General features: G+C 63.7%; 14 protein-coding genes and 2 pseudogenes. 2 read left to right on the forward strand and 14 right to left on the reverse strand.

Annotated elements, in window-relative coordinates:
• Window positions 1-878, forward strand: an 878-nt coding sequence (locus P775_RS16455; RefSeq protein ID WP_099911994.1) for an IS110 family RNA-guided transposase, incomplete at its 5' end; no start/stop codon positions are given.
• A 446-nt stretch (window positions 879-1,324) separates the two neighbouring features.
• Window positions 1,325-1,766: pseudogene (locus tag P775_RS16460) on the forward strand (transposase); the annotation flags it as partial.
• Window positions 1,767-2,048: 282 nt separating this feature from the next.
• Here P775_RS16460 and kdsA read toward each other — a convergent pair.
• The 14 genes and pseudogenes from kdsA to P775_RS16530 form a co-directional block, all read right to left on the reverse strand.
• Window positions 2,049-2,882: a 3-deoxy-8-phosphooctulonate synthase gene (gene kdsA, locus P775_RS16465; RefSeq protein WP_099911995.1), complete on the reverse strand. Its 834-nt coding sequence runs from the start codon at window positions 2,880-2,882 to the stop codon at window positions 2,049-2,051.
• Entirely contained in the window at window positions 2,879-3,670 is a 792-nt protein-coding gene (locus P775_RS16470) for a 3-deoxy-manno-octulosonate cytidylyltransferase (protein WP_099911996.1), read from the reverse strand. The genes kdsA and P775_RS16470 overlap by 4 nt, the downstream gene beginning before the upstream one ends.
• Window positions 3,667-4,617, reverse strand: coding sequence for a KpsF/GutQ family sugar-phosphate isomerase (locus P775_RS16475; RefSeq protein ID WP_099911997.1), 951 nt, complete (start codon window positions 4,615-4,617; stop codon window positions 3,667-3,669). Before P775_RS16475 ends, P775_RS16470 begins: the two co-directional genes overlap by 4 nt.
• A gap of 578 nt (window positions 4,618-5,195) precedes the next feature.
• On the reverse strand, window positions 5,196-5,897 hold the full coding sequence (locus P775_RS16480; protein ID WP_099911998.1) for a rhomboid family intramembrane serine protease: 702 nt from the start codon (window positions 5,895-5,897) through the stop codon (window positions 5,196-5,198).
• A gap of 58 nt (window positions 5,898-5,955) precedes the next feature.
• Window positions 5,956-7,563, reverse strand: coding sequence for a VPLPA-CTERM-specific exosortase XrtD (xrtD, locus tag P775_RS16485; RefSeq protein WP_099911999.1), 1,608 nt, complete (start codon window positions 7,561-7,563; stop codon window positions 5,956-5,958).
• A gap of 120 nt (window positions 7,564-7,683) precedes the next feature.
• Window positions 7,684-8,607 carry an acyltransferase family protein gene (locus tag P775_RS16490; RefSeq protein ID WP_099912000.1) on the reverse strand — a complete coding sequence of 308 codons (924 nt, stop codon included), beginning with the start codon at window positions 8,605-8,607 and terminating at the stop codon, window positions 7,684-7,686.
• Window positions 8,608-8,852: 245 nt separating this feature from the next.
• Entirely contained in the window at window positions 8,853-9,086 is a 234-nt protein-coding gene (locus P775_RS16495) for a hypothetical protein (protein ID WP_099912001.1), read from the reverse strand.
• A complete protein-coding gene (locus P775_RS16500; protein WP_099912002.1) occupies window positions 9,062-9,355 on the reverse strand; it encodes a hypothetical protein in 294 nt (97 codons plus the stop codon). The genes P775_RS16495 and P775_RS16500 overlap by 25 nt, the downstream gene beginning before the upstream one ends.
• A 194-nt stretch (window positions 9,356-9,549) precedes the next feature.
• Window positions 9,550-10,961: pseudogene (locus tag P775_RS16505) on the reverse strand (IS5 family transposase).
• 664 nt (window positions 10,962-11,625) lie between these two features.
• Complete coding sequence (locus P775_RS16510; protein WP_099912003.1) at window positions 11,626-12,216, reverse strand: VanZ family protein; 591 nt, start codon at window positions 12,214-12,216, stop codon at window positions 11,626-11,628.
• Between the two features lie 7 nt (window positions 12,217-12,223).
• Window positions 12,224-12,808: an acyltransferase gene (locus P775_RS16515; protein WP_099912004.1), complete on the reverse strand. Its 585-nt coding sequence runs from the start codon at window positions 12,806-12,808 to the stop codon at window positions 12,224-12,226.
• 72 nt (window positions 12,809-12,880) lie between these two features.
• Window positions 12,881-13,738 (reverse strand): glycosyltransferase family 2 protein, encoded by an 858-nt coding sequence (locus P775_RS16520; protein ID WP_099912005.1) that lies wholly within the window; start codon window positions 13,736-13,738, stop codon window positions 12,881-12,883.
• Between the two features lie 7 nt (window positions 13,739-13,745).
• The gene (locus P775_RS16525; protein ID WP_099912006.1) at window positions 13,746-14,921 is read right to left on the reverse strand and encodes a polysaccharide pyruvyl transferase family protein; all 1,176 of its coding nucleotides are present in this window, start codon (window positions 14,919-14,921) and stop codon (window positions 13,746-13,748) included.
• A gap of 1 nt (window position 14,922) precedes the next feature.
• The coding region (locus P775_RS16530) for a Coenzyme F420 hydrogenase/dehydrogenase, beta subunit C-terminal domain (RefSeq protein ID WP_342749661.1) at window positions 14,923-16,233 on the reverse strand (1,311 nt) is incomplete at its 5' end.

Raw genomic sequence — 16,233 nt, forward strand, 5'->3', positions numbered from 1 at the left:
GCTGGGGTCGGGCATTCGAGGAGATGGGGCACGATGTACGCCTGATCCCGCCAGTCTATGTAAAGCCATTCGTCAAACGCCAAAAGAACGATGTGGCAGATGCAGAGGCCATTGTAGAGGCTGCAATGCGTCCAACCATGCGCTTTGTTGCGGTGAAGACGGAAGATCAGCAGGCCCGCGCCATGCTGTTTCGCACGCGGCAGATGTTCGTCGGCCAGCGCACCCAGATGATCAATGCTTTACGCGGCCACCTCGCGGAACACGGTCTGGTCGCGGCCCGAGGGCCTGCTCAGCTCAAAACGCTCGCGCACGCAATTGCAGATGATGACACGGGGCTGCACGCCGAGGTGCGGGAACTTGGTCAGATGTATCTGGAGCAGATCGAGGGGTTGAATGCGCGCGTCGCTGAGCTTGACGCGAAGATGAGATGTGCCGCCCAAAAAGCCGAAGTGGTGCGCCGCGCACAGACCATGCCGGGCGTGGGCCCTGTCACGGCGCTTGCGATCGAGACGTTTGCCCCAGACCTGGCCACCTTCAAACGCGGTCGTGATTTTTCCGCGTCGTGCGATACGCACGCCTTTGGCATGACGCTTGGGCTTGTGCCCAAGCAGCACTCGACGGGCGGCAAGGCTCGGCTCGGGAAGACCTCGAAGATGGGTCAGCGCGACATCCGCACCCTCTTGGTCTCTGGAGCCATGGCAGTCCTTCAGGCTGTCGAGCGCTTTGACACACCGAACAATGGCTGGCTGAAGCGCCTGCTGACCCCCAAGCCACGCATGGTTGCCGCGATTGCGCTGGCCAACAAAATGGCGCGTGGCCTCTGGGCCATGATGACGAAACAAGAGGATTATCAGAATCCGGCGGCGACGATGGCGTAGCGAAGATCGCGCGTGACGACGTCCCGGTAAGTTGGGGGTGTGAGAAGGTCACTGAACAGTAAGGGCAAAGGATCGATCAGATCCGGGTCAGAGAAAGCAGCATTTGTGCAGGAGCCAAAGAGCTCGGTTTGTTGATATGCTTCTGGTCCGCGCATCGCCATACCGGCCCGCGGTCACATCACCGCCGCACACAGAGGCCTGATACATGACCGCACCCGATCACACGCTCGAACCGTTCAAAAATCACTTGCACCAACGGGGGCATCCATACATGCACAAATCTGGCAGGGATTCATGTCGTGAATCCAGTGTGGTAGCTGGCCCGCATGAGCAAACCGACATCACTGACCTACAAGACGACGAACTGGGCTGCCTATAATGCGGCGCTGAAGCGTCGCGGGTCACTGACGATCTGGTTCGATCCCGAGATGAAGTTGGGTGCCAACCCCTCTTCACTTAACCAGATCCCGCGCGATCAGGAGATTGGCAGCGTGACTGCCGATGGTGCCTACGACACGCGCCGATGCCATAACGCCATCCACTGCCCGGCAGTGCATGTTTACATGCATGAGAGGGGCCGATCGTGGAGCCTCTGCGGTCATCCCACCGCGCAAAAATGCCCAGCCATGGAAGCCAACCACCGCCGGCGCCATCGCCAGGAACGACGCGCTGCGCGCATCAAGATATCTGGGTCGAGCACTCTTGCGGAACTGGAGCGGCTACCACCGCCGGAGTCGCGTCGAGACAAAGATGCATTGTGTGAAACTTCTGGGCAAGCGGCTGCTGTCGCGCGACTTTGACCGCCAGGTCGCGGAGGTTCAGGTGCGCATCGCGATCCTGAACGGCTACACCGCCCTTGGCATCCCCATCACAAGGGCCGTGGGATAAATCCGTCTGGGGTAAGGGGAGAACCGTCCGTCAGCTGATTTGCGCATGCATGGATGCCCCCGTTGGTACAGGTGATTTTTGAACGGCGCGAGCGTGTGATCGAGTGCGATCATGTATCAGGCCTCAGTGTGCGGCGCTGATGTCTTTGCGGTATCTGTGCTGAGTGATAGAAACGCCCATATGTCGTTGTTTTTGTCCGAGCAAGAGCGGTGCCGGATCTGGGCCGTTCACACCGAGCTGGCAGGGGGACCACATCCGGGAGAGATCCCTCTGCCGAGTGCCTCAGCTGATGTTCTTGGTTAGATCGTCGATGGCGCGCAGGCCTTTCAGCATCTTTGCCAGGCGGTCAATCGGCACCATGTTGGGCCCGTCCGACGGTGCGTTTTCCGGGTCCTCATGGGTTTCGATGAACACCGCAGCCGCGCCCACGGCCAGCGCTGCACGCGCCAGCGGTTCGACATATTGCCGCTGCCCGCCCGAGGATGTCCCCTGACCACCCGGCAGCTGTACCGAATGGGTGGCGTCCATCACCACGGGATAGCCGGTTTCGGCCATGATCGGCAGAGAGCGCATGTCCGACACCAGCATGTTGTAGCCAAAACTTGCGCCACGCTCACACAGCAGGATGCGCTGATTGCCGGTCGATGCGATCTTGTCCGCCACATGCGCCATGTCCCAGGGAGCGAGGAACTGCCCCTTCTTGACGTTGATCGCCGCGCCGGTTTCGCCCGCGGCCAGCAAGAGATCCGTCTGACGGCTGAGAAATGCCGGAATCTGCAGCACATCGACCACTTCGGCCACCGGGGCGCAGTGGTCCGGCGCATGCACATCCGTCAGCACCGGACAGCCGAATTCGGCTTTGATCGCAGCGAGGATTTCCAGCCCTGCCTCCATGCCCAGACCGCGCTTACCGCCAAGGGAAGAGCGGTTGGCCTTGTCATAGCTGCCCTTGAAGATCCAGGGCGTGCTGGCTGCCTCTGCGGCCTCGGCAATCCGGGTCGCCAGCATGCGGGCGTGATCAAGGGATTCAAGCTGGCAGGGGCCGGCGATCAGGGCAAAGAGTGCGTCGTTTGCGACCCGGATGTTGCCGATTGTGACGGATTTGGGGGCTGTCATGACTGTCCTTCCCGGGCCAGCACCGCCTCGATGCGGGCCACGTCGATGGGGTTGTTAAGCTCCCAGAACACCCGGCCACGGGATTGAACCGCGACGCAGGTGACGGGGGTGCCGTTTTCAAGAAATCTCAGCTGTTCAAGGCCTTCGGCGCGTTCCAGCGGCCCCTCGGGCCATGTGCCATAGGCGTCAAGGGCGGCGGGGCGGTAGCCGTAGACACCAACGTGGTGCCAGACCTCGGGTGGGTTTTTCAGCGAGCCGACGTAGGGCAGCACTTCCTTGGAGAAATAGAGCGCGCTGCCATCGGCGCGCATCACTGCCGTGGTGCCGCCGACCCTGCCGTTGCGGCGGTCAGTGACAAAGTTTTCCAGCGTTTCGGCGTCACATTTCACCACCGGAGTGACCATCTGCACCGAGGAATCCGCCGTCATACGTTCGATCAGCGCCTCGACGAACCAGCCCGGCGTCAGGGGGGCGTCCCCCTGCAGGTTGATCACGATGTCAGGCTTTCTGTCCAGCTGGGCGAGCCCTTCGGCGCAGCGTTCGGTGCCATTTCGGGCGCCCTCACTGGTCATCAGCACATCCGCGCCAAAGCCGCGTGCGGCGTCGGCAATGCGGGTATCATCGGTCAGCACATAGACGGCTGTTGCGCCCTTGACCGCCATAGCCGCCTCCCAGCTGCGCTGGATCAGGCTTTTTTTCACGCCCGTCGCACCGGTCAGTTCCACCAGCGGCTTGCCCGGATAGCGAGTCGAGGCGAAGCGTGCGGGGATGAAGATGACCGCGCTCATGCGACACCCGCCCGCAGCGCATCATGGATATGGACAAGTCCCACAAGCTGTTCCTTTTCAACAACAAAAATTGCGCTGATCTTGGCGGCGTTCATCACGCCCAAGGCCTCGATCAGCAGAATGTCGGGGGAGATGCTGCGCGGATTGGGCGTGGCCACATCGCCTGCGCGCCGCTCCATCAACCCGTCCAGATTGCGGCGCAAATCCCCGTCGGTGATCACGCCGGTGAGGCCGCCGTCCTCGACCACGGCGGCGACGCCAAAGCCCTTGGCGCTCATCACCAGCAGGGTTTCGCCCATGCCGGTGTCGGGGCTGACCACGGGTAGGGCGTCGCCCTTGTGCATGGCTGCGCGCACCTTGATCAGCTGTGCCCCGAGGGTGCCGCCGGGGTGGAAGGTCAGGAAGTTTTCGCGGTCAAACCCGCGATGCTGCATCAGCGCCACGGCCAGCGCATCCCCCAGCGCCATAGTCATTGTGGTTGAGGTGGTGGGCGCCATGCCGATGGCGCAGGCCTCGGGCGCATCCGGCAAGGTGAGGACAAAATTAGCCTGCGTTGCCAAGGTGCTATCAGGGTTTCGGGTTATCGCGATCAGCGGAATGGCAAAGCGGCGGGTGTGGGCGATGATATCGGCCAGCTCGCGGGTTTCCCCCGAATTCGAAATTAGAATGACTGCGTCCGCCGCCGTGATCATGCCAAGGTCACCATGGCTTGCCTCGCCGGGATGCACGGCTTGCGCAGGCGTGCCGGTCGAGGCGAGTGTGGCGGCGATCTTGCCCGCCACATGGCCGGACTTGCCCATGCCGGATACGATCACCCGGCCGGGGATCTGCAGCAGGCGGGTCACAACCGCGTTGAAATCACTAGGCAATTCATCGCCGAGCCGGGTCAGCGCCGCCGCTTCGGTGTGCAGCACGCCACGGGCGATATCGGCGGGGGTCTGGGTCATGTTTCTGGGCCGTCCTGTGCTGAGCTTGCCACCGTCATACCGGGCGCCGCGGGGCGTGTCCAACGGATCGCGGCACGGGGCAGGGAAGGCAAAATCCCGATATGGAAAGCGTATGGATTTCGTATGGAAGCCATATGGCGGGGGATATGGGGGCGCGGGCCAAGGTGCATCCGCTGGTGCGATGGGGCCGAGAGGACAGATCATCCGCAGGATGTGGCCCACAGCGACGTGTAGGGCCCCCTATGACGGCCGTGGCGCCGCGGCATTTCTGGCGCAGCGCCACGGCTATGCCTGGATGAATGCTGAATCGGCACCGCCCCTGCTGTAGCCCGATAGTGCGCGGCGGTTTATCTAAGGCATCTTTTCGGCCCGCACCGGCAATATCTTCACCACCGGTCTGCTGCGTCAGTGGCTGGACTGGGTCTTTGATCGCGACAGTCTGGACCGCGAACATTGGCAGGCGGGCGACAGGGCGCTGTATCCGGTGCGCCCGGTGATCGAACCGGGCGGATTCGGGAGGGTTGCAGAACTGTTCGCGACGCGCGCGACTGTACCGCGGCCTTTGCTTTTCTGGGCGTTCAGGCCGGGCTGGCGGTGCGGAGCGGGGGGCGGTGCGGCAGGGCCAGCGCAAAGAGCGCGCCGCTGAGAAAGCCGCCGGTATGGGCCTGCCAGGCGACCGGGGTGCCGAGCAGGAGGCGGCCCGCGATGTCGCACAGGATCAGCGCCGCGGCGCAGGCGAGCAAGTTGAGGAACTGCATCAGCGGGCGCGGGGCCGATCGGGGGCCCCTGGGCGCGAGCAGACCGGAATCCACGCACCAGGCCCCCAGCAGCCCGAAGAGGGCGCCCGAGGCGCCCACCATCGTGGCAAGGGGCGGCCCCACTAGGGCAAACATCGCCGCCGCACCTATGGTGGTGACCAGATACAGCCCCCACAGCCCCCGGCCCGAGCGACGTTCCAGCGTCAGCCGCCCGAGATAGAGCATTGCCGCCATGTTCCCGGCTAGATGCAGCAAGCCAGTGTGAATGACGCCGTAGCTGAGGAACATCAGCGTCGGCTGGGCGGCATAGACCGCGCGCGGCTGGCCGTTCAGCAGGTCGGGCTGGAAGGATCCCAGCCGGTAGGCCATCAGGCGCAGATAGGGTGGACCGGCCAGCCCCAGATCCGCCAGCGTCAGTAAAAGTTCGGGCAGGATGCTGGCCAGCAGCAGGGCCAGCAGGGCCGGTGGCCAAGGCAGCCAGCGTGAGGGATGTGGATTATAGGGCTGGGGGAGGGCGTTCATGTGCCTGAATGCCCAGAGGCGGTTGTCTTATGCAAGCACGGCCTCATCCTTTGCGCGGCTATTCGGGGATGAAGCGGGGCAGGCGGGGTAGTAGCTCTGCCATAAAGCCCTGCAGGCGTGTATCGGCCTCGGACTCGCTCTCTCCTCGGTTGATCGGGGTGACGAAGCGCACCAGCGCACCGTCGGTGCGCCCGATGGTCAGGCTGTCCCAGACCACCCCGGCCTTGGCCACATAGTCGTTGGTCTGCCGCTTGCCGCGCTGTTCGAACCAGTAATAGACCAGCTGGCGCGACAGGCCTTTCTCGATCACCGCCCGGTTCAGGGTGAAGCTGCCATAGACCGTGTCCGGGAAGGAAACCTCGACCGGCTCGATGGAAAACACCTCCCAGCCGCCGACGGGCAGGCAGACCTCGGGCGAATGGATGCCCGAGCCTTCGGTCTGCTTGTCGTAATAGGCCGAGAAGAAGTTGACATAGGTTTCGGGCTGGCCGGGCAGCATGTAAATCGCGTTGATGTAATCCGAGGCGTTCAGCACCTTTGCCGTTTCGGGCTCCAGCGGGATGGTATAGCTGTTCCAGTCGTCGATGGCGCGCGGGAACAGGGTAAAGCTGTCCCGCTCGGGCAACACCCGGTCGGGCGCGGGGGTGAAGAGGAAGGCCGCCGTGATCGCAAGACTGACCAGGGTGGCGATGGCGATGCCGCTGGCCGGGCGGATTGACAGGATCCGCGCGGCCTGCGCGCCGAGCCCGTCGAAATCCATGTCGATTGTGTCGCGCAGCCCCAGCGGGCTGGGGGTCAGGCGCTGCAGCAGCACTGCGGTCAGAAACAGGATGCCGATACAGGCGCCGAAGATCACCCAGCCTTCGAAGAAATGCAGGAAGCCTTCGGCTTGGCCGATGCCGTAGCTGTTGACCAGCACGCCGATCATGCCGATCCGGAAGGAGTTCATGAAGACGGTCAGGGGGGCTGCCATCAGGAACATCACCACCTTGTGCCAGAACGGTCCACGATAGAGGATCGCGAACAGATAGCTGAACGACAGGATCGGAAACAGGTAGCGCAGGCCCGAGCAGGCCTCGGCCACCTGCAGCTTGTAGATGCCGAGGTCGATCACATTGCCTTCGAGAAAGACGGGAATGCCCGCCAGCTGGATGAACCAGACCCCGAGTTCCGAAGAGACCAGCTGCAGGAAGATCGTGAGCTGCCAGTAGACGAATTGCGGCAGCGGCAGCATGAAGATCAGATGCAGCACCGGCAGCTGGTGGGTGCGCCCGCGCTGCCAGCCAAAGCCGGTCAGCACCAGTCCCCCCATCCAGATGATGAAGGCATAGGTGACCACATCGGGGATCTGCACCAGATTGCCGAAGATGCCGAAAACCAGCCCGAGTGCGATCACGGCGATTCCGGGCCAGCGGTTCACCGGCTGGGCGGGGTCGCGAGGCGGGGCCTGGCGCAACTCGCGCAGGAACAGATAGAGCGAGATCAGCGGGATCAGGGGCCCGTGGCTGTATTCCGGTGTGATCCAGGCACTGGCCAGCGCCTGAAAACCCAGCCAGAAGACCGGCACAGATACGGCGATGAGCGCCACGAACAGCAAAAAGCCAAGCGGGTTTACGGCCCCCGTGCCAAAGATCTCAAGGCGGCGGGGACTGGTGGCATCTGACATCTGGGAAATCCGGTTTTTGGCACAAAATACGCGAAGGCGGCACAGATTGACCGCTTCTTGCAAGCGTATAGCAAGATTGCCCGGGTTAATCGATTCCCCATCTTGGGTTTAGGGTGCTGTTTACGCCATTGTGTTGCCGACGCGGGTGTGTTGTGGACGCATCGTGCCGATGATCATCGCTATGCCCGCCGCCGTGACCGAGATCGCTGCAGCACCAAGGCATCCAAGCCCCGCCATCATCAGACTCTCCGGAATAATATCTGTGACCCTCCGGAGGACTGACACCACAAGAGGGTGGGCAAGGTAGATGCCAATTGCCACATTGCCCGACTTTTCGGACAGCCAGCTGGACGGAGAGGGCAGGGCCAGGCACAGGATCAGAGCCGCGGCGGCCAGCGTGACCTGCGCCAGCCCGGAGGTCCATCCGAAGGTCAGGGCCAGGGTGACAAAGCTGGTCAGCACCGCAGGCATCAGCCCGACGCCGCCACGGGACAGGGCAAAGGCAAGGCCCAGACAGACCGGGGGCAGCGCATAGAGCCACTGTGCGAGCGGGGCGGGAAAGGCATGCCCCTGCCGCAAGGCCAGTGCGGCCAGCCCGATCACCACCAGAGCGACCGAGAGCATCCCCACGCGCGCCCTGTGGCCCGGTTCCGGGGCCGCCAGCCGGATCAGGGGATGCACCAGCAGGCAGGCGGCAAAGGCAAAGGGCAGGAACCACAGGTGCAGCGCAGGGCCGGTCAGCAGCATGTACGGCGCAAACTCCGAGGCGAGCGGCGCGCCGGTCACCGCCAGTTCGGCCAGTTTCAGCGCGCCATAGATTCCCGACCATATCAGCCAGGGCAGCAGCAGCCGACGTGCCCGACCCCGGGCATAGCTGCGCAGCCCTTCCCGTCCGGCGGCAGGGGCAGCAAGCACCACAATCAGGATGAGGAAGAACGGTAGCGCCGCATAGCCCAGGGCCGCGCCCGGCGCCCCGGTGTGAAAGACGACGATGCCACAGGCGGCCAGCAGCCGAGCATAGTCCAGTGTTGCATTGCGTACCATGGCGAGCCCCCGCGAGGCGTTTGTTCTGTCCTTCTGACAGCCCGGGTAGGGTGCATGCTGTGAGTTAAAGAGGTCTTAATGGTTGCAATCTTCCGCTACGCTTGGCGCTGATCCGGATCAAAACCACAGGCAGACGAAATAGAAAAACCACAGGAAGGCCTCATGTGGTGCCGGGACAGCCGGACACAGGTTCGGGTAACCTGGCTCGATTCTCTGCGGTTCCCTTCAGGGCAAGGTAGCAGGCTCTAATGGGTCAGACGCGCGATCCGCGGAATCTGAAGCGGCAGGGACAAGGCGATTCTGAGGGTGACGGCAAGCGCGGCGCCCGCCACTGTTCCGGGCCAGAGGGGGGTGAGTTGGACCACAGCAGACAGGGCGGCGATATGCACGAGGTAGACATCCATGGAGAGCTGGTTCAGCCGCTTGCTCCAGGACAGGGCCGGGGTTCTGAGGCTCAGTGCCAGGATCGACAGCGGCACGCCGATGCCTGCATCCCCCAGGCCCCCAGGATTGAGCCGGTGGCGACAAGCGCCAGATTTCGGGCCGAGCCCTGGAACAGGAATACAAGAACAGCAAGCAGGACAGAGGGAATGTAGAGAATGCACAGGGCGAAAAACAGCGGCAGATCAGTATAGGTCCAGACCATCAGGCAGGCCGGGCACAGCACCACCGTTGCCGCGATCAGCATGGCAGTATGGCGTGGCCCGGTTTTTCCGGTCCATGTCAGGGATGCAAAATAATTCAGCATTACACAGATTACCAGCGCTCAAGGCAGGAACCAGAGCTGTCGTTGCGAGCCCTCCGGCGGCAGCCAGCTGCGCAGTGATTCGACAACGGACTGGTGTTTGATCACCGCCTGTGCGGTGAACATCGCGACATAAATCAGACTCCAGATCAGGTAGGGTTTGAGCAGCCGGGGCCCGCGCTGCACAATGAATTAGTTCAGGCTGAACAAACTTCAGGGATGCCGCTCTGACGACTACCCCGGGAGTTTTCGGGGATCAGGGCGTTCATGATCACGGCAAATGTGGTGATCAAAAGAGTCAAGAGAGCCCTGAGGTGGGCCAGTATCTTGCGGATGTTGTGGCCGCAGCCGCAGAGCACAGCAAAGATCGCGTCGCCGGTCGTGCCCTTCAAGGGACAGCGTGACAGGCGGCCATCGGTTTTCATGTGGCCGATTTCCGGCTCGATGGCGCTGCGCCGTCGCAGCAGCCGTTTCAGTGTCGGGGTCAGGCCGCGGCGGGTGCCGCTGATCAGGACCTGCGTCGCCGATACGCCGTGGCCGCGATATCCGCGGTCGACGACCGCCAACGCCGGGGTATGGCCGGTCAGGATGGCGACCTGTTCCAAAGCCTCGGGCAAGGTATGGCCGTCGTAAGGGTTGCCCGGCAGGGCCCGCATGCCGACGATGAAACCTTCGTCGATAGTTGTCGCCAGGCTGACCTTGGTGCCAAACTCATGTCGCTTGCGTGCCTTGCCTTTCGAGATGCAGTCGACCTCCGGCTCATGCAGCGCGTAAATCTTGCCGCGGCTCTTTGGCCCTTGGTGCAGCAGGCGGCCCACCAGCACGAGGGTGTCCAGAACGCGCTCGCGCAGCGGACCCTCGGGGATCGCATCCAGCTGACGGCGAAGGTCGCGTAGGACACGGCCGGTGTAACCCTTCAGCTGTTTCAGGGCCTTGCGCATGCGCTTGAACTGGCGCGCATGGGCGTAGCGGCCGGCCTGCATGGCCAGGCGCGGTGCCAGACGGTTGTAGTTCTGGCGCAGCGTGATTCCGGCGTCGTCTGCCAGTGCGACGAGCTGCCGTCGAGCCTTGTCATACAGCCGCGCGTCCATTGCCCGGCAGGTGGTTGCAAGCAATTACCGAGAGGGGTCGGGTGTGCGATGTTCTTCTCCATCACCGTCGTGTCGACGGCGACGCACGACAGGCTGTCGTTGTCGAGAGCCCCGGAATTGCGCCCAGCTTCGATGGTCTTCGTGAGCAGCCACTCGGCCCTTTCTTCGCCGATCCGGTTGCGCCACCGTGTCAGCGACGAGGGGTCGATCGGCGGGCGGTGCTGGAAAAACGTCTCGCCGGTGAAATGCTGGTAGTAGGGGTTCTCGACCCAACGGGCGATCACAGCCTCGTCGGACAGCCGGTAGGCATGCTGGACATACAGCAACCCCGCCACCAGACGCGGCGAGGTCGCCGGGCGACCGCGGTGCGACAGGAAGAACCCGGCCCACTCCCGCTCGAAGAAATCCCAGTCGATCAGCGCGGCCAGCTTCGCCAACTCGTGACGCATGTCGATCATGTCGGTGAGACGCGGACGCAGGAGATCGTCCTGCTCGGCTTGGCGTGGATGGGGCTTCATCGGGGCTCCGAAATCTGCAAGGTTTCGAAGGCCAGAATACAAAACCCTGCAGTTCCATGCCAGCCTTTCAGCACCAACTGCAAACGAAATCAGCAGGTTGAGGATTGTTCAGGGTGAACGAATTAAGCGGTTTTCGTACGGCTGCGTTGCGAGCCGCGCAGTGAAAATGTGACCATGAAGACGACAAAGACACCGACGGCCGTCTCTCCTAACTGTCCCAGGGGGGCCTGCGCGAGAAACAGCACGATCACGAGCCGCGATCATGCGCAGGTAATCCACGGTTGGATTGTAGCCGTTTCCCGGCAGGGAAAACAGGCGTGGCCCTGTACTGGATTATATATATATGTACTTGAAGCCACATGATGACATCACTCAGCCTGCCTCTGCTCGTTTCGGCAGGTCGACACCTGCATGGTGGAGGACTGATCTGCGATTTCAGCGCAGGCAGACCTCGCAAGAGAGGCAGCGCAGCCTCCTGTCGGGGCCAGCCGGTCCATGCCACGAACCTCGAGGCAAATATCTACTACTTTTTCGTCAATGACACACCATGTAGTCTGATTGACGGCGGCCTGAATGGGAAGCCGTTTATAAGCACTGTTGCGGGCGTTTCACGGCCGCCCGCTGCGGAGCCCGCGCCGCTGAGAGCTGCCGAGACAGCCGAGGGTCAGTCGTTTTCGCCAGCGCCCGCAGAGTCGCTGAGCGACTTCCTTTTCTTCAGGGGCTGCGCCAGGGCAAAGCCTGCGATCACGCCAAGCGCGTTCATCAGCAGATCGTCAACGTTGAACTGACGCCAGGGGCAGGGCCACAGCCCCCAGAACCCGGTCAGCTGGGTCAGCTCGATGCTCAGCGTCAGCAGGATCCCGAACAGCGCGGCCGTGCGCAGCCGCGTGACATGCCGCGCCAAGGCAAGACCGATGACCGCGCAGAGCAGGAAGTTCATCGCTGTTGCGGCGACGGTGCGGCTCATCAGATATTCGTACCAGACGGCATCGCGCCGCATGAGCCTCTGGATGGTTTTGGTGACCTGCAGTGGTTGCAGCTGGGGAACCGCCGTGGGCACCGGGCAGTGCATGCTGGCCGGATCGGGAAAGGGATGCTGGGTCATGAAGATGAAGGTCAGCGTGCTGAACAGGAACGGCAGCACATGCCAGCCGGGAAACCGCCCGATCAGCCGCGCCCCCCCGATCAGGACAAGGCTGGACAAGCCGCCGTAGACAAGCGCCAGACCGGCATAAGAAAAAACCCAAGGACCCACGATCTATTCAGTCGTCGGTTCCGGGGAGAGGTGCCCCCGCCGGGGCGTCTGTATGTGCCTCTGTGGCAGCTGCCGGTGCCCCGTCAGATCCTTCCGGCGGTTTGCCTTTGTCGGTCATGCGGCCGAAATTCGTGGTCATGATGCCGATGCGTATGATCCGGGCCGGATTGCCTGCGACAATCGTATGGGACGGCACATCCTTTGTGACGATCGCCCCTGCAGCCACGATGGCATGATCCCCCACGGTGACGCCGGGCAGCAGGATGCAGCGCGCGCCGATGCCGCAGTAGCGCCCGACCCGGGTGTGCAGCCGTTTGCTCGACGCCATGTCATGGGTCAGGATGACCGCATCGAAATTCACCGCGCTGCCTTCGCCGATATGGACGCCCTGGGGATAGGTGCGGTCCAAGACCGCCTTGAGAGACACCAGCGTATAGGGGTGGATGTCCATTTTCCAGACTTTCACCAGATAGAGCCGCCGCACCAGCAGAAAGATATCGCGCAGCCGGGTGCGGCAGGTCGCAAGAAGGCCGTAGCGCTGAACGGCCTCAAGAAAGCTGTCGGGGTAGCGACCTGTGTAACGAAATGCCATTTCTGCTCTAACCTTCTGAAAACTACATCTGTGCGCAATCGCTGCTCTGGTCCCGTTATCTTTGCGCCAAGCTCAGATCTGCCGCCCCAGCACCTGCCAGAGCATCCAGCCGCAACGCCGCAGCCGCAGGCGGGCCAGCGTGGCGAGGGCTGAGCGGCGCTCAGCCCCGCTCAGCCGGTCCGAGGCGAGCACCTTTGGCATATGCGCCAGCACCGACAGCGGCAGTGCCAGTGCCCGCAGCCCCCAGCGCAGCCGCGCGCCGGGGCCAGAGCCCTGCAGCCCCCAGGATTCGATTGTCAGGCGCCGCCATTTGCGCACCAGCGCGGTCCAATCGGACCGGGTGGGGTGCGCGACGCGTAGCGCATCCTCATGAATCAGCGCAAAGCCCTGTGCCGTGGCCCGGTGGCACCAGTCCAGATCCTCGGACAGGCCGGACGAAAACGGCCCGACCGCAGCAAAGACATCCCGGCGGGTCAGCAGGTTGGCGGTGACCGAGAAGCCCTTGTTTTCGATATAGCCGCGGTTGTCGAAGGCAAAGACCGTCTCGAAGGCTTCGGCGCCCGAGCGCGGTGGCGGGGTTTCGTCAAACACCGTGATCGTGCCGCCGATCACATCCGAGCGGTCCGCAATCGCCAGAGCTACCGCCAGCCAGTCCGGGGCGGGCACACAGTCGCAATCCAGAAAGAACAGCTGCGGGGCGGTGGTGTGCGCCACGCCACAGTTGCGCGCCATGGCGGCGCCGGGGCGCGGCTCGGTCACGATACGCAGGTCGGGAAAGGCGGCGCGCACCGGGTCTAGCGGCTGAGTCGAGCTGTTGTCTGCCACCACCACCTCTACCTCTGCCGTCACCTGCGGCATCAGCGCGGCCAGGCACCGCAGCAGTCGCGCGATGTCGTTGAAATGCGGGATGATGATCGCGGCTTGTGCCATCCCGGCCCTAGTCGACCCGGGCCAGAATCATGCGCAAAGCGTCCTCGTAGGTCTTGAGCTTGTCCTGACCGCGGCGCAGGGCCCCGGCGGCTTCGCTCTGGAGCGTGGCGCGGATCTCATAGGCATCGGCGATGGTTGTGCGGATATGCTCTGCGGATTGCGTGGTGCAATCCACGGTGCGCGCATAGCCGATGGTGCCGAACAGCCCCTCGAACTTGCGCGAATAGGCCATCGGCACCACCGGCACCCCAGAGGAAAACGCCGCGATACAAGCATGCATCCGCGCGCCCATGAAGAAATCGAGCCCGGCAATATAGCTTTTGGCCTCGGACGGGGAGTCAAAGGCCGGGGCGAGCACGGTGCCGGGGAACTCCGCCGCCAGCGCTTCTGAGGCGCGAAAGTCATCCTCGCCCGTCATCGGGCCGGAGCGGACGATGACATGGGGCACCAGATGCACCTCGCAGCCGTCGGGATGGGCCTGGAAATGCCGGATCAGGTCGCGGATCAGCCCGGGGTAATCCATCGTGAGGCCGAATTCGTTCTTGCCGGTATAGCCCCCGCCCATCAGCAGACCCGAGACGTTGATGCCGACTCGGACCGGCCCGCCATCCCGCGCCGGGGGGGCGGTATAGGGCAGGCGCAGCGCGACATCTGAGGCCTCGATCACATCGCGGCAGCCCAGGGCGCGGGCGGCTTCGGTCGAGAGGCGGTCGCGGCTGGCGACCACAGCGCAGAGCCGCATGGACAGGCGCGCCAGCGCCTTTGACCATCCCTTGGTGAAGGGGCCGACGGTCTGGGGTGCCATGACGAGCGGTGTGCGCGCCAGATGGGTGAGGTATTTCAGCGCGAACATCCGTTTCAGCCGCGCCGTGCCGTAGATATCGGCAAAGCTGTCGCCCGCGCCGATGTCGATCACCAGATCAGAGGCCCGCGCCAGCGCAAAGAAGCCCGAGGGGCTGCGCATCATGCGGCCATCCATATCGACGATGCGCACATCCGGCCCGCTGACATAGGGGCGGCGCGCATCCTTCCAGTCGAGCACGGTGATTTCGACCGCGCGGTCCAGATCCCGGCCGATGCCGCGCAGGATCTCGATCTCGGACACGGTCAGGGCACCGACGCCCATGTTGTCCGAGCGTGTGGAATGCATGATGAGGCAGATGCGCAGCGGTGTCTGGGGCATGTCAGTCTTTCGCTCTCTGGGGGCGCAGGCGGCGGCGCAGGGTGCCAAGAAAATTCTTGAGATTGCGCGCCATGGGATTTTGCCGCGCTGCCGCAAGAATTTGCAACCCCTCATAACGCGGGATCGGGGCGCCGGTCAGTTTCAGCGCCAGAAGGCGCGCGAGCAGGGCACGGCGCCTTTCGCGCTGGCCGGGCTGGATGGTGGCCAAGGTGGTGATGTCGAAGGGCTGCGTGTCGATGCGCTGTGCGGCGCGAGCCTCGGACAGCAGGCGCGCGCCCAGATCGGTGCGTGCGACGATAAGGCTGATCCCCGGCGCCTCTTCAAACACCGGATAGCCGGCGGCATCACTTTCCCAGGCATCGGCGCAGACGATATCGGCAGCCACCCCTGTGCCGTCGGCGCAGATCTTGCAGCGGTGCTGGATGTGTTTCGACAGGATCTTGCCCCAGCTGTCATGATAGCTCATCGAGCGTTCCTGCCCGTCGCGCGCCGTCGCCGTGGCCCGCCCGGGCCAGCCGTTGCCGCGAAAGCGGAACGCGGCCGTATCGGCAAGATCGGTGCCCATGGCCTCGAGGATTTTTTCGGCACCCGCATGAGAGGGTACGCCGGCGCAGAAAAACGACAGGATCACCGGAAAGGCCGCGGCCACCGCCGGATCGCGCGTGCACATGGCCCGCAGGGCTGCCGCATCGCAAGGCTTGCCGACAAAGGCAAAGCGGCGGCCCGTGGCGGCATGTGCGGCCAGCTGATCCGGCAGGCCCTGCAGTGGCGCGGAGGGCGCATAGCGTGATCCGGCAGCCCGAATGATGGCGTCTGAATCCCTTGAAAGGACGGTTGCATTGCCGATGACAAGATCGGGCGCGGCGGCGGTCTGCACGACAGCATCGACTTTGCCGGACTCGATCAGATGCACCAGCATCATGGACAGGGCACCGCCCGAGGCGCCGGCGTGGCGGATGGCCGGATCGCTTGCCGATCCTGTCATGATCTCGCGATAGGGGCCCCAGAGCACCGGATCGGGCCTGCCTGCCGCCGCGATGCTCTGGCCGAGGCCGGGGCAGACGGCAGCGATGGAGTTTTCCTCTTGCGTGCTCAGCGAGGCGGTCTGCTGCGGACGCAGAAAGCCGGGAGCGACAGTCGTCATGGCCACCTTGCCCGGGGCGAGCGCTGCGCAGGCGCCACAGCCCGCGCAAAGACTGCCCTGCGCCACACGATGGAGTGCGGCACTCTGGGCTGGCAGGGAGGCGTCGGGCATCTGGGTCAGCGTCCTTGGATCGCGGATTGGGGGCGGCGGATGGGGGGCGGCGGATGG

Source organism: Puniceibacterium antarcticum, assembly GCF_002760615.1.
Taxonomy (GTDB): Bacteria; Pseudomonadota; Alphaproteobacteria; order Rhodobacterales; family Rhodobacteraceae; genus Puniceibacterium; species Puniceibacterium antarcticum.